The organism is Achromobacter xylosoxidans (assembly GCF_014490035.1).
Taxonomy (GTDB): Bacteria; Pseudomonadota; Gammaproteobacteria; order Burkholderiales; family Burkholderiaceae_B; genus Achromobacter; species Achromobacter bronchisepticus_A.
Map to the genome: position 1 here is coordinate 4864579 of NZ_CP061008.1, position 12949 is coordinate 4877527.

Below are 12949 nucleotides of genomic sequence, written 5' to 3' on the forward strand. Positions count from 1 at the left end.
GTATTTTGAATATCTTTCCTGCCTGCGCCATGGACGTCGCTCCCGCCACCCTGCTGTCCCGCCTGCTCGCCAAGGGGCGCCTGCGCCACCTGCAATTGCTGGCCAGCATCGCCGACCTGGGCAGCATCCAGCAGGCGGCCAGCCATATCGGCCTGAGCCAGCCGGCGGCCACCCATGCGCTGGCCGACATAGAGGATCTGCTGGGCGTGCAGCTATTCGAGCGCCATGCCCGCGGCATGCGCACCACGCGCAGCGGCCAACTCATGGCGGAGTGCGCCCGCAGCATGCTGACGACGCTGCGCGCCTCCACGGATTCGGTGGCGGCCCTGCGCCAGGGCGCCACGGGCAATCTACGCCTGGGGGCCATCCCGGCAGCCACGGGCGGCCTGCTGGCCGAGCGCCTGCCCGCCTACCTGAACGCGCGCCCGGGATTGCAAGTGGAGGTGGTGGAAGGCAGCCGCGAACAGCTACTGCCCCAGGCCGCCAGCGGCAGCCTGGACATGCTGCTGTGCCGGCGTCCGGAAGCCGTGCCCGCCGGCCTGGAATTCGTGCCGCTGCAGGAGGACGCGGCGGTGATCGTGGCCGCTGCCGGCCACCCGCTGCTGGATGCGGACGGCGCGCCGACGCTGGCGCAAGTGGCGTCCCAACTGTGGATAGAACCCCGCCCGGAACTGGCCATCCACGCGGTGTTCAAGGCCTTCTTCGAACGCGCCGGGGTGGTGCCGCGGCTGTGCAGGCTGAGCAGCGCCGCCCCGCCCATGCCGCTGCTCATCGCCGTCATGCAGGCGCAGCAGGCCCTGGTCATGGTGCCGCAGACCTTGGGCAACTGGTACATGCAGCACGGGCATTTCCAGCGCCTGCGCATCGAATCGCCGGGTTCATTCCAGCCGATCGGCGCGATCGTGCGCGACCAGGGACCTGGCCGCGATTTCCTCGACTGGCTGGCGGCCTGAAAAAACGCCCGCCGAGCCGCCAGTCCAGCGGGTCAGCCTATGTCGCCGCCCGCCACGTACATGATCTGCCCGGTAATGTAGGACGCCTCGGGCGCGGCCATGAAGCAGATCGCCGCGGCGACTTCCTCGGCCTGCCCCAGCCGGTCCTGCGGCGTGTCATGCAGGCAGGACGCATACATCTCGCCCACCCAGGCGGTCTCCTGCTCGGACGGCGTCTCCTGGTTGCGCGGGATCGCCCGCACGCCATTGTCCAGCGCACCCGGCGACACGCAATTGACGCGCACGCCGGACTTCGCCAGCTCCAGGGCCATGCAGACGGTGGCGGCGTGCACGCCGCCCTTGGAGGCCGAATACGGCACCCGGTAGATGCCGCGCGTCGCGTTGGAACCCACGTTGACGATGGCGCCCGCGCCCTGCGCCCGCATCACCGGTATGACTTCGCGGCAGGACCACAGCGTCGGCCACAGCGAGCGGTTGACCTCGCGCTGCATCTGCTCGGGCGTGTATTCCCAGAACGGCCGAGTCCAGATCGTGCCGCCCACGTTGTGCACCGACACGTCGATGCGGCCGTTGATTTCCAGCGCCGCGCGCACCATGGACTGCGCGCCCGCATGGGTTTCCAGATCGGCCTGGGCAAAGCTGGCGCGTCCGCCCGCGGCCCGGATTTCCTCGGCCACGGCGGCGCCCTGCTCCTCCGCCCGGTCCACCACGACGACGTGCGCGCCCTCGGCCGCCAGGCGCCGCGCCGTTGCCCGGCCCACGCCCTGCGCGGCGCCGGTCACCAGGGCCACCTGGCCCTCGAAACGTAGATGTGTGCTCATGCTTGTATCGCCCTTTGCAGTATCAATGCGCCGCCGAAAGCGCGCCGTCCGGCCGCGCATGCTTGAGCTTGAGGCTCAGCACCGCCAAAGCCGCGACCGCCAGGGGTATGGCCAGCGCGATGAAGAATCCCGACGGTCCGCCCCAGGCCAGGAAACTGCCGCCGATTGCCGAACCCGCGATCGCGCCCGCGCGGCCCATGCCGATGGCCCAGCCGGTGGCGGTGGCGCGCAAGGCGGTCGGATAAGCGCCCACGACCAGGTAGTTCAGCGCGATCTGCTGTCCGCCGATGCCGAAGCCGGCCGCGCCGACCAGGATGAAGACCAGCGTCCAGTTGTCGCCGGCCTGGCTCAGGCCGACGGCCACCGCGATGCCCAGCGCGAACATGCCGCCCAGAAGCCGCCGGGTGTTGACGCGCGGCAGCGCGAAGGACAGCGGAATCGCGCAGATGATGAAGACGGCATTGACGATGACGGTGCCCATGGGCGCCTGCTCGGCGGGCAGGCCCGCGGCCTTCAGCACCGTGGGCAGCCACGACAGCAGCATGAACCACGCCACCCAATTCAGCAGGTACACCGCCCAGATCGCCACCGTCTTGGCGCCGTGGCCGTCCGAGAACAGCGCGCCCACGCCGGCCCGCGCGACGGATTCCTCCGGCACGGTGAACTGCGTATCCGCGCCCAGCTTGCGGCTCGATATCGCCGACAGGACGCGCGCGATATAGCGCTGGCTTTCCGGATCGCGGCGCGTGGCCTTGAAGTACAGCGACTCGGGCAGCATCACGAAGGCCACGGCCAGCAGGACCAGCGGCGCCAGGCCGCCAACGATGAAGATGCCTTCCCAACCGATCACGGGCAGCATGCGGGCGGCCAGCAGGCCGCCCAGCATGGCGCCCGCAGGCAGGCCCAGCAGCACGCCGGTCATGATGGCGCCGCGCAAACGGGCCGGACCGTACTCGGCGGCCAGCGCCAGCAGCACCGGCGTGCAGCCGCCCATGCCCAGTCCGGCAATGAAGCGCAGCACCAGAATGTGGGTGGTGTCGGTGGCCCAGGCCGTGGCCAGCGTGGACAGGCCGAACAGGGCCAGGCCCAGCATGATGGCCGGACGGCGGCCGATGCGGTCGCCGATCAGGCCCAGGGTCATCGCACCGACCGTCATGCCGACGATGCCGGCGGTCAGAATGGGCGCCAGGGCGCCCGCCTTCAAATCAAAAGCGGCCAGGATCGCGGGTCCGGTAAAGGCGATCGCCTGTGTATCGAAGCCGTCGAAAAGCGCGATCAGAAAGCACAGGATCAGCACGCGCCATTGAAAGGCGCCCAGCCGTTCCTGGTCGATCAGCGTGGGGATCGACCAACTGGAAGTCGCGGTCATGATGGTTGTCTCCATGGCGCGGCCGAACCCGGCCTCGCGCCTGCGGGTTGTTCTAGGTGGTTTGGGGAAAAAATGGCGGCGCCGCTTGCGGGCGCCGCCCAGGCATCGGTCAGGCGGTGGCGCGGTCCATGCGGGCTTGCGGACGGGCCTCGTCGGCGTCCAGCGCCGGCTGCACCACAAAGTCGAAACAGACGCGTGTGAACGGCGCGTTCACGCCCAGGCTCTCATAGCCGGCGGCCGGCGTATTGGGCTGCAGTTCGACCACCAGGCCGTCGCGCGTGGCGAAGGCGAAGTCATCGTCCAGGAAGGTGTCGCCCGGAATGTTGACCTGCGTGGTCAAGGTGCGCTGGCCTTCGGCGGCGACCAGGAAGTGGATGTGGGCCGGCCGGTTGCCATGGCGGCCCAGCGCCACGAACAGTTCGGACGTGGCGCTGTTCGGCGGAATCGCGTAGCCCGGCGGAATGAAGCTGCGGAAGCGGTAGCGGCCTTGCGCGTCGGTCTTGATCTTGCGGCGCAGGTGGTAGTCCGCCTGATCGGGATCGAAGTGCGAATAGCGCCCCAGCTCGTTGGCATGCCAGACGTCCACCAGCGCGCCGGCGACGGGATTGCCATCCACGTCGCGCACCTGCCCTTCCATCACCAGCACCGTGCCGGCTGCGGGATCTTCGTCCAGACGGGCCTCGCCGTCGGACAAGGGCGCGCCCGCGATGTAGAGCGGCCCCTCGATCGCGCGCGGCGTGCCGGCGGCGCGGCCGGCGGCCTCGTCGGCTTCTTCCTCGCGGATGTCGATCAGGCGGTCAAAGCCCAGGCCGGCCGTGATCAATCCCAGCTGGCCGCTGGCGCCCAGGCGCGCCAGCCAGTCCACGCCCGCCCAGAATTCGTCGGGCTTGATGTCGAGATCGTCGATCGCGCGGAACAGGTCCGACACGATGCGCTGCGTGATCTGCCGGACGCGGTCGTTGCCCGGATTGACCTGGGAGCTGTTGACCAGGTCCAGTAGTTGTTGCTGGGTATATTCAGCCATGATGCGTCTCCTGCTTTTTGGAATGATCGGAAAAGTGGTGGGTCAGGTCGCGGCGGTCTCGCCGCGGCGGCCGAAGTCGACCGTGGCGGGCGTCAGGCCAGCCCTTGCGCGGTCAAAGCGTTCCAGCCGTTTTTCGTCGACGACGACGCCAAAGCCGGGGCCGTCGGGAAGATGGAGTTCGAAGTCGCGCACGGCCATGGGCTCCTCGACGATGTCGTCGACCAGCAACTGCGGGCCGAACAGTTCGCAACCGTGGTGCTGGTCGGAAAGCGTGGCGAACACGTGCGCCGACGCCGCGCTTCCCAGCGAGGTTTCCAGCATGGTGCCGCCGTACCAGCCGATGCCGGCGGCTTGCGCCACGGCCGCGACCTCGCGCGTGCGCAGCAGCCCGCCATGCTTGGCGACCTTCAGGGAAAACACATGGCAGGCGCGCTGCGAGGCCAGCATGTAGGCGTCCTGCGCGGAGCACACGGTTTCGTCCGCCATGATCAGCGCGGCCGAACCCAGCGACTGCGTCGCTTCGCGCAAGGCCTGCACGTCCCACTTCGCCACGGGCTGTTCGATCAGGGTCACGCCGGCCTCCACCAGCTGCGGCAGATAGCGGCGCGCCGTGTTGCCGTCCCAGGCCTGGTTGACGTCCACCGTCATGTCGGCGCGGCCGTCCAGGCCGCGCGCGATGCGGGTCACGTGCGCCACGTCATCCGCCGGACTGCGCGCGCCGATCTTGAGCTTGAACAGGCGATGGCGGCGCGCCTGCATCATCTGCTCGGCCTCCTCCAGATCGCGCTGCGAATCGCCGCTGGCAAGCGTCCAGGCCAGCGGCAGGCGTTCGATGCGCTTGCCGCCCAGCAACTGCCAGGCCGGCACGCCCAGGCTGCGCGCCACCGCATCGATCAGCGCCATTTCCACCGCGCTCTTGGCAAACGCATTGCCCTTGCAGACGGCATCGAAGCGATTGATGTGTTCGGCGAACCTGCGCGCATCGGCGCCTGTCACAGCGGGAGCCAGGTAATTCTGGATCGCATGCAGGATGGTTTCCGGCGACTCCTCGTTCCAGGACGGTCCGCCTATCGTGGCCGCCTCGCCAAACCCGCAGGCACCGTTGGCCAGCCACAGCTGCACGATGACCGGGCTTTGCCGGTTGATGGCGCCGAACGAGAACTTGTGCGGCCGGATCGTCGGGATGTCGACGATTCTTGCGTGGATGCGCTCGATGCGCCAGGTGGCGTCGTCTGCCGTGATCGGAGCCGGGGTCGAAACGGATGTCATAAAGCCTGAAGCCCTGCGTGAGTGATGCGGCAAGATTAGGGCTCGGCCGGTTTTGCATCCAATGATTTATATTGCATTTATCATTCGATATTATCGAACAATATACTTGCAATCATCGGCCGCCAAGACCGGCTGGTCGCCAGGAGTCTCTCGATGGAACTGCGCCAGTTGCGCTACTTTCTCAGCGTCGCCGACACCGAGCACCTGACCCGCTCGGCCGACGCCCTGCACGTCACGCAATCCACCCTGTCGCACGGCCTGCGGCAACTGGAAGAAGAACTCGGCATGCCCTTGTTCGACCGCATCGGCCGGGGGCTGCGCCTGTCGCAGGCGGGCCGGGTGCTGCGCGACCACGCCAGCCGGGCGCTACAGGAAATCGAAGCCGGCAAGATGGCCCTGGCGGATCTGGCCGGCCTGCAGGCGGGGTCCCTGACCATAGGCGTCATTCCCACCTTCCTGACCCATTTCGTGCCGGACGCGGTGGCCGGATTCAGCCTGGCCTTTCCCAAGGTCCAGATTCAGGTGCGCGATCTGCGGGCAGGCCCCATCGAAGACCTGCTGGTCAGCGGCCAGTTGGACCTGGGCATTTCCTTCCATCCGGCGCTGCGTGAAGAAATCGAGGCGCAACCCCTGTTCGACGAGCGCCTGCAGGTGGTGGTCGGCAAGAACCACCCGCTGGCCTCGCGGCGCAGCCTGCGCATGCGCGATCTCGCGGGCGTGCCGCTGGCGCTGCTGCCGCGCAGCTTCGCCACGCGCCGCATGATAGACGCGGCCTGCGCCCAGGCGGGCCTGATGCCCGACGTGCGGGTGGAAATGGAGTCGGTGGACGCCCTGATCCACCTGTGCCGGCAAGGTGAGCTGGCCACCATCGCCGCCGAACATGCGGCGGGCGCGGCCGGATCGGGGCTCAAGAGCATCGCGCTCACCGACCCGACCACCATCCGCCGCGCAGCCATCCTGTGGCGCAAGGAAGCCTCGCGCAGCCGCGCCGCGCAAGAGTTCGCCGCCCGGCTGCTGGATGCGGTACAGCGCCTGCCCGGCGCGGCGGCCGCTTCCAGCCACTGAGGTTCTAGCTCTGCAAATCTCGGTGGGCGTTCCCGTCCCAGATGGTGCGCAGCACCGCGCCCACGGCATCGTTGCTGTTCCTCGCGGCCATAAGGTCCCTCAGCCGTTCCATCAGGGCGGGCTGTTCAGGCATGTTGGCGGAAGGCAGGCCGGGCGCGCGCAGGCGGGCCATGCCGGCCCCCAATGCGGATTCATTCAGGCAGGCCAGCCACGCCCGAAGCGACGTGTGCGACCGAGTAAGGAACAGCGCGGCGCGTCGCCGGGAAAAAAAAACGCAGCCCACGGGCTGCGTTTTTCTGATGTCACGCGCAGCAAGGCTGCGCGCAATTATCAGACGGCGGATTCGCGCGCGGCGCGCTTGCGCTCGTTTTCCAGCAGGAAACGCTTGCGCAGGCGGATCGACTTGGGCGTGATTTCGACGAGTTCGTCGTCGTCGATGAATTCCACGGCGTACTCCAGCGACATCTGGATCGGCGGAACCAGGCGCACGGCTTCGTCGGTGCCCGAAGCGCGCACGTTGGTCAGCTGCTTGCCCTTGATGGGGTTCACGACCAGGTCGTTGTCGCGGCTGTGGATGCCGATGATCATGCCTTCGTACAGCGCATCGCCCGGGCTCACGAACATGCGGCCGCGATCCTGCAGCTTCCACAGGGCGTAGGCCACGGCGTCGCCGTGATCCTGGCTGATCAGCACGCCGTTGCGGCGCTCGCCGATCGAGCCTTCCTTGATGGGCGCGTATTCATGGAAGATGTGGCTCATCAAGCCGGTGCCGCGCGTCAGCGTCAGGAACTCGTTCTGGAAGCCGATCAGGCCGCGGGCCGGGATCAGGTACTCCAGGCGGGTACGGCCGCGGCCGTCCGGCTGCATGTCCTGCAGGTCGCCCTTGCGGCGGCCCAGCTCTTCCATCACGCCGCCCTGATGGGCGTCTTCGACGTCGACGGTCAGCGATTCGAACGGCTCGCACTTCACGCCGTCGATATCCTTGAACACCACGCGCGGACGCGACACGGCCAGCTCGTAGCCTTCGCGGCGCATCGTTTCCAGCAGAATGGTCAGGTGCAGTTCACCGCGGCCCGACACTTCGAACACCGTGTCGTCGCCCGTGTCGCGCACGCGCAGCGCCACGTTGGACTTCAGTTCGCGGTCCAGGCGGTCGCGCAGCTGACGGCTGGTCACGAACTTGCCTTCGCGGCCGGCCAACGGCGAGGTGTTCACCATGAAGTTCATGGTCAGGGTGGGCTCGTCGATGCGCAGCATCGGGAACACGTCCTGGTTGGCGGTGTCGGTCACCGTGCAGCCGATGCCCAGTTCTTCGATGCCGTTGATCAGCACGATGTCGCCGGCTTCGGCTTCGTCCACGACGATGCGCTCCAGGCCGTGGAACTTCAGCACCTGGTTGATGCGACCGCGGCCGCCCTGGCCTTCGGGACCGAACTTGTAAGCCACTTCCATGCCGGGACGCATGCGGCCGCGGTTGATGCGGCCCACGCCGATCTTGCCGACGTAGCTGTTGTAGTCCAGCGAGATGATCTGCATCTGCAGCGGACCGTTGGGATCGTCGTCGCGCTGCGGCACGTGTTCGAGGATGGCTTCGAACAGCGGACGCATGTTGCCTTCGCGCACGTCAGGATTCAGGCCGGCGTAGCCCGACAGGCCCGAGGCGTAGATCACCGGGAAGTCCAGCTGCTCGTCGGTGGCGCCCAGCTTGTCGAACAGGTCGAAGGTGGCGTTGATGACGAAATCGGTGCGGGCGCCCGGACGGTCGACCTTGTTGACCACGACGATGGGCTTCAGGCCCAGGGCCAGCGCCTTGCGGGTCACGAAGATGGTCTGGGGCATGGGGCCTTCAACCGCATCCACCAGCAACAGCACGCCGTCGACCATGGACAGCACGCGCTCGACTTCGCCGCCGAAGTCCGCGTGTCCCGGGGTGTCGATGATGTTGATGTGCGTGCCTTCGTATTCGACGGCACAGTTCTTGGCCAGAATCGTAATGCCGCGTTCTTTTTCCAGGTCGTTCGAGTCCATGACCCGTTCGGTCAGCGCCTGGTTTTCGCGGAAGGTGCCGGATTGGCGCAGCAGCTGGTCGACCAGGGTGGTTTTACCGTGGTCCACGTGGGCGATGATGGCGACGTTGCGCAAGGCGCGAGTCATAGCGAGTCCTTTAAGGTCAGGGTGGAGGGCAGCAAGCCCTCCGGCAATTCGTTCAATGCAAGCAATGCCTGCTTGGGGTCTGGCATGGCCTGCAAGGCATCCAGCGCAACGGCGCGTTCCAGGGAAAACGGCCCGACGTGCGTGCGCCGCAGCGCCGTCAGGTGGGCGTAACAGCCCAGCACGCGCCCGATGTCCTGGGCCAGCGTCCGGATGTATGTGCCTTTACTGCATGCCACATCGATCTCTGCCTCGGTCCCGTTCAGGGACAGCAGTTCGATGCGGTAAATCGTGATCTGGCGCGGCGGCCGTTCCAGCTCGATGCCGGCGCGCGCGTACTCGTACAAGGGCTTGCCGTCGCGCTTGAGCGCCGAATACATGGGCGGAATCTGCTCGATCGTGCCCGAGAAACGTGACAGCGCGTCGCGCAGCGCCTGCTCATCCACGGTAAAGCCCGGCTCGGCGGTGGACACGACATTGCCGGTCAGGTCGCCAGAATCGGTTTCGGAGCCAAATTGCAGCGTAGCGCGATATGCCTTGTCGGCGTTGAGCATCGCGCCGGAAATCTTGGTTGCGCGTCCCATGCAGCACACCAGCAGGCCGGTAGCAAAGGGATCCAGCGTGCCGGTGTGGCCGGCTTTCGCCGCGTCCATGGCGCGTTTGGCGCGTTGCAGGGCGTGGTTACTCGACAAACCCACGGGTTTGTCGAGCAACAGCACACCGTCGAGCGTAAGCCCGCGTCGTTTAGCCATCGTCGGAATCCGGTTTAAAGCAGTGACGACAGCCCGATCAGGACTGGTCTTCAGGTTCGTCGGGCACGCCCGAGTGCGGGCCGGGCCGGTTTGCGCGGTCGATGAGGATCGACATTTCGATGCCACGGGCGATCTGCTCGTCGTGGAAGAAGCGCAAAGTGGGGACAGTGTGTATGTGCAGCAGCTTGTACAGCTGGGAATGCAGCCAACCGGCTTTTTCGTTCAGCAAGGCGGTCGCGGCTTCGGGCTCGGCGCCCAGAACCGTGAAATACACCTTGGCATGCGCGTAATCGGTCGACAGTTCCACACCAGAGAGCGTGATCAGTCCAGCGCGGGTCGTGTCGATCTCGCGCTGGATGATCCCGGCCAGATCCTTCTGGATCTGGTCGGCCAGCCGCAGATTGCGGCCGGGGATGGCTTTGGACTTGTGACGGCTCATTGGAAAAAATGCCTCGCGGTCGCCTTACAGCGTACGCGCGATTTCCTTGATTTCAAAGACTTCCAGCTGGTCGCCCACCTGGATGTCGTTGTTGCCGCGCAGCGTAAGGCCGCAGTCGAAACCCGACTTGACTTCCTTGACGTCGTCCTTGAAGCGGCGCAGCGAATCGAGCTGGCCGGTCCACTGGACCACGTTGTTGCGCAGCAGGCGGACTTGCGAATCGCGACGCACCAGGCCGTCCAGCACCATACAACCGGCGATGTTGCCGATGCGGGAAATGCTGTAAACCTCGCGGATCTCGACCAAGCCGATGACTTCTTCCTTCTTCTCGGGCGCCAACATGCCCGACATGGCTGCCTTCACCTCATCCACGGCGTCGTAGATGATGTTGTAGTAGCGCACGTCGATGCCGTTGTTCTCCGCCAGTTTCTTGGCGCTGGCTTCGGCGCGGACGTTGAAGCCGATGACGACGGCGTTCGAGGCGATGGCCAGGTTGATGTCGCTTTCCGAGATGCCGCCCACGGCGGCGTGCACGACCTGCACGCGCACTTCGTCGGTCGACAGCTTGACCAGGGACTGCACCAGCGCTTCCTGCGAACCCTGGACGTCGGTCTTCACGATCAGGGCCAGGGTCTGCGTGCCCTCGCCCAGGTTGTCGAACATGGACTCGAGCTTGGCGGCCTGTTGGCGGGCCAGCTTGACGTCACGGAACTTGCCCTGGCGGAACAGCGCGATTTCGCGCGCCTTGCGCTCGTCGGACAGCACCATCAGCTCGTCGCCAGCGGCCGGCACTTCGGTCAGGCCCTGGATTTCCACAGGGATCGACGGACCGGCTTCCTGGATCGGCTTGCCGTTTTCGTCCAGCATGGCGCGCACGCGGCCAAAGCTTGCGCCGGCCAGCACCACGTCGCCACGGTGCAGGGTGCCGCTTTGCACCAGGATGGTCGCGACCGGGCCGCGGCCCTTGTCGAGACGGGCTTCGATCACCAGGCCCTTGGCGGGCGCGTCGACGGGAGCCTTCAATTCCAGCACTTCGGCTTGCAGCAGCAGGTTTTCGAGCAGATCGTCGATGCCCTCGCCGGTCTTGGCCGACACGGACACGAACGGCACGTCGCCGCCGTATTCTTCCGGCACCACTTCCTCGGCAACCAGTTCCTGCTTGACGCGTTCGGGGTTGGCGGAGGGCTTGTCGATCTTGGTCATGGCCACGACCATCGGAACGCCTGCGGCCTTCGCGTGGTGAATGGCTTCGCGGGTCTGCGGCATCACGCCGTCGTCGGCCGCGCAGACCAGGATGACGATGTCGGTCGCCTTGGCGCCGCGGGCGCGCATGGCGGTAAACGCCTCGTGGCCCGGGGTGTCAAGGAAGGTCACCATGCCGCGTTCGGTCTGAACGTGGTAGGCACCGATGTGCTGCGTAATGCCGCCGGCTTCGCCTGCGGCAACCTTGGCGCGGCGGATGTAGTCCAGCAGCGAGGTCTTGCCGTGGTCGACGTGGCCCATGACGGTCACGACCGGCGCGCGCGGCAGCTGTTCGGCTTCCGACACGCTGGCGGTTTCGTCCAGGAAGGCTTCCGGGTCGTCCAGCTTGGCGGCGATCGCCACGTGGCCCAGTTCCTCGACCACGATCATGGCGGTTTCCTGGTCCAGCACCTGGTTGATGGTGACCATCTGGCCCAGCTTCATCAGTTGCTTGATGACTTCGGCGGCCTTGACGGACATCTTGTGGGCCAGGTCGGCCACGCTGATGGTTTCCGGCACGTGGACTTCACGCGCGATGAATTCCTGCGGCGCCGGCTCGTTGCGGCGATCGTTCTGCTGGTTGCGGCCGCCTCGGCCGCCCTTGCCGCCACCCTTGCCGCCAGCGCGCCAGCCGTCACGGCTGGCCGGGGCTGCCGGCTTGTCCGCGGGCTTCTTGCGCGAGGCGTCATCGGACCAGGTCGAAGCGACTTCGGCGGTCTTGATGGTCTTCTTCGCGCCGGGAGCGGCGGGCTTGGCGTCCTTCTTGGCGCCAGGAGCGGCGCCCGGCTTGCCTGCCGGCTTGTGCAGCGTGCCGGAGATCGGCGCGGCAGCGGCGGGCGCTTCCGGTTCGGGAGCGCGCAGCACCTTGCGCGGACGGTTCAGCATCTCGCGCAGAGCGGCGGCTTCAGCCTCGGCCTTGCGGCGAGCTTCATCGCGGGCCGCCGGCTGGGCGGAAGCCGCGAGAGGCGGGCCGGCGCGGCGGTTGTCCGCGCGGTTGCCAACCTTGACGGCGGGCGCGGCGGGCTCGGGCTTCGCGGCGGTTTTGACGGGTTCGGACTTCGCAGCAGGCTGAGCCTGGGCGACAGGCGCGGTGGCCTGGGAGGAAGATGTTTCGGACTTATTGGCTAGCACAACGGGTTCCGGCTTGGCTTCTTCAGCCTGGGGCTCGGTGGATTCAGTCTTGACTTCGGGCTTGGCCTCTTCGGCCACGGGCTCGGCAGGAGCAGGCGCCGGCGTCGGTTCGGGTTCAGGCTGGGCCTGGACTTCGGCGGCTTTCGCCTCGACGGGAGCGGGCGCTTCGGCCGCGACGGATTCAACAGGCGCGGGCGCTTCAACCGGCGCGGGCGCTTCTGCAGCAACGGGCTCTTCAGCCTTGGCCGGGGCAACAGCCTCGGCCTGGACGGGAGCGGTCTCGCGAGGAGCGGCAGCAGAGGGAGCCTCGGGCGCGACGGGCGCCGACACTTCCTGCGGCGCCGCTTCGGCGGCTGCTTCCTCTTCGGCACGCGCGGACGCGGCCTGTTCCAGGGCGATTTCGGAGGGATCACGCTTGACGAACACGCGCTTCTTGCGCACTTCGACTTGAATCGTGCGCGAACGGCCGGTGGCATCCGCCTGGCGGATCTCGGACGTCTGGCGGCGCGTCAAGGTGATCTTCTTGCCTTCGGTCGCGCCGTGGGCGCGACGCAGCGATTCGAGCAATTTCGCCTTGTCGCTGTCGGTGACGGAATCGTCGACCGATTTGAGGTCAACGCCAGCCGAGCGCAGCTGATCCAGCAGCACATTGGCAGGCATTTTCAGCTCGGTAGCGAACTGCGCGACGGTATTACTCGACATTAGGCTCTCTCTTCCCTATATGCAGCTATTA

Annotated in this window: 11 protein-coding genes; 2 read left to right on the plus strand and 9 right to left on the minus strand. The window is 66.9% G+C overall.

Features of this window, described 5'->3' with window-relative positions; genetic code table 11:
* Positions 1-29 precede the first annotated feature (29 nt).
* On the plus strand, positions 30-953 hold the full coding sequence (locus IAG39_RS22590) for a LysR family transcriptional regulator (protein WP_059379270.1): 924 nt from the start codon (positions 30-32) through the stop codon (positions 951-953).
* 32 nt (positions 954-985) lie between these two features.
* On the opposite strand, the gene IAG39_RS22595 is transcribed toward IAG39_RS22590, so the two are convergent.
* From IAG39_RS22595 to IAG39_RS22610, 4 genes are all read right to left on the minus strand, one after another.
* Positions 986-1774: a 1,6-dihydroxycyclohexa-2,4-diene-1-carboxylate dehydrogenase gene (locus IAG39_RS22595; RefSeq protein WP_118934810.1), complete on the minus strand. Its 789-nt coding sequence runs from the start codon at positions 1772-1774 to the stop codon at positions 986-988.
* A 22-nt stretch (positions 1775-1796) separates the two neighbouring features.
* Entirely contained in the window at positions 1797-3143 is a 1347-nt protein-coding gene (locus IAG39_RS22600; RefSeq protein WP_118934814.1) for an MFS transporter, read from the minus strand.
* Between the two features lie 109 nt (positions 3144-3252).
* Positions 3253-4167, minus strand: a complete 915-nt coding sequence (locus tag IAG39_RS22605; protein ID WP_059379273.1) for a dioxygenase — start codon at positions 4165-4167, stop codon at positions 3253-3255.
* A 42-nt stretch (positions 4168-4209) separates the two neighbouring features.
* Entirely contained in the window at positions 4210-5436 is a 1227-nt protein-coding gene (locus IAG39_RS22610) for a muconate cycloisomerase family protein (protein ID WP_118934808.1), read from the minus strand.
* 153 nt (positions 5437-5589) lie between these two features.
* On the opposite strand from IAG39_RS22610, the gene cynR reads away from it, so the two are divergent.
* On the plus strand, positions 5590-6501 hold the full coding sequence (cynR, locus tag IAG39_RS22615) for a transcriptional regulator CynR (RefSeq protein ID WP_059379275.1): 912 nt from the start codon (positions 5590-5592) through the stop codon (positions 6499-6501).
* A gap of 4 nt (positions 6502-6505) precedes the next feature.
* Here the strand turns inward: cynR and IAG39_RS31675 are convergent, their stop codons facing one another.
* From IAG39_RS31675 to infB, 5 genes are all read right to left on the minus strand, one after another.
* Entirely contained in the window at positions 6506-6673 is a 168-nt protein-coding gene (locus IAG39_RS31675; RefSeq protein WP_223283508.1) for a hypothetical protein, read from the minus strand.
* 158 nt (positions 6674-6831) lie between these two features.
* A complete protein-coding gene (typA, locus tag IAG39_RS22625; protein WP_059379277.1) occupies positions 6832-8655 on the minus strand; it encodes a translational GTPase TypA in 1824 nt (607 codons plus the stop codon).
* A complete protein-coding gene (gene truB, locus IAG39_RS22630; protein WP_054450994.1) occupies positions 8652-9404 on the minus strand; it encodes a tRNA pseudouridine(55) synthase TruB in 753 nt (250 codons plus the stop codon). The genes typA and truB overlap by 4 nt, the downstream gene beginning before the upstream one ends.
* Positions 9405-9441: 37 nt before the next feature.
* The gene (gene rbfA, locus IAG39_RS22635) at positions 9442-9843 is read right to left on the minus strand and encodes a 30S ribosome-binding factor RbfA (protein WP_006388333.1); all 402 of its coding nucleotides are present in this window, start codon (positions 9841-9843) and stop codon (positions 9442-9444) included.
* A gap of 24 nt (positions 9844-9867) precedes the next feature.
* A complete protein-coding gene (infB, locus tag IAG39_RS22640; RefSeq protein ID WP_118934805.1) occupies positions 9868-12918 on the minus strand; it encodes a translation initiation factor IF-2 in 3051 nt (1016 codons plus the stop codon).
* Positions 12919-12949 lie beyond the last annotated feature (31 nt).

What these genes read in the sequence shown, in the direction of transcription:
- IAG39_RS22595 (WP_118934810.1), bottom strand. Translation starts at nt 1,774, where the DNA reads ATGAGCACACATCTACGTTTCGAGGGCCAGGTGGCCCTGGTGACCGGC.
- infB (WP_118934805.1), bottom strand. Translation starts at nt 12,918, where the DNA reads ATGTCGAGTAATACCGTCGCGCAGTTCGCTACCGAGCTGAAAATGCCT.
- cynR (WP_059379275.1), top strand. Translation starts at nt 5,590, where the DNA reads ATGGAACTGCGCCAGTTGCGCTACTTTCTCAGCGTCGCCGACACCGAG.
- IAG39_RS22605 (WP_059379273.1), bottom strand. Translation starts at nt 4,167, where the DNA reads ATGGCTGAATATACCCAGCAACAACTACTGGACCTGGTCAACAGCTCC.
- IAG39_RS31675 (WP_223283508.1), bottom strand. Translation starts at nt 6,673, where the DNA reads ATGGCCCGCCTGCGCGCGCCCGGCCTGCCTTCCGCCAACATGCCTGAA.
- IAG39_RS22590 (WP_059379270.1), top strand. Translation starts at nt 30, where the DNA reads ATGGACGTCGCTCCCGCCACCCTGCTGTCCCGCCTGCTCGCCAAGGGG.
- IAG39_RS22600 (WP_118934814.1), bottom strand. Translation starts at nt 3,143, where the DNA reads ATGACCGCGACTTCCAGTTGGTCGATCCCCACGCTGATCGACCAGGAA.
- typA (WP_059379277.1), bottom strand. Translation starts at nt 8,655, where the DNA reads ATGACTCGCGCCTTGCGCAACGTCGCCATCATCGCCCACGTGGACCAC.
- IAG39_RS22610 (WP_118934808.1), bottom strand. Translation starts at nt 5,436, where the DNA reads ATGACATCCGTTTCGACCCCGGCTCCGATCACGGCAGACGACGCCACC.
- truB (WP_054450994.1), bottom strand. Translation starts at nt 9,404, where the DNA reads ATGGCTAAACGACGCGGGCTTACGCTCGACGGTGTGCTGTTGCTCGAC.
- rbfA (WP_006388333.1), bottom strand. Translation starts at nt 9,843, where the DNA reads ATGAGCCGTCACAAGTCCAAAGCCATCCCCGGCCGCAATCTGCGGCTG.